1 protein-coding gene is annotated in these 271 nt (G+C 40.2%); it reads left to right on the top strand.

Features of this window, described 5'->3' with window-relative positions; translation table 11 throughout:
* The coding region (locus AC2FA3_RS15215; protein WP_490510317.1) for a hypothetical protein at window positions 1-271 on the top strand (271 nt) is incomplete at both ends.

The raw sequence follows: 271 nt of genomic DNA on the forward strand, positions 1-271 counted from the left end.
CTATCTAAAGCAGATCGCATTTGAGGATAAAAATATTACGCTGGAGCAGGAAATAAGAAAGTGCTTCGCAAAGATGGATCAAAGGAAAAAGGAACTTGAGCTTGCCGCAAAAGAGCTTGAAAGCGACTATTCCGATCAAAAAGTAGCCAGATACACAGCTATGGAAGAGGCTTTCAAGGATGATGGCGGATATTATTATGAGAAAGAATATGACGTCATGATCCGTAAGTTCGGTTTTTCTGACGAGGAAAGAAAGAAACCGTTATCGGAT

It is taken from the genome of Janibacter sp. CoH_79_TC_3 (genome assembly GCF_058197955.1).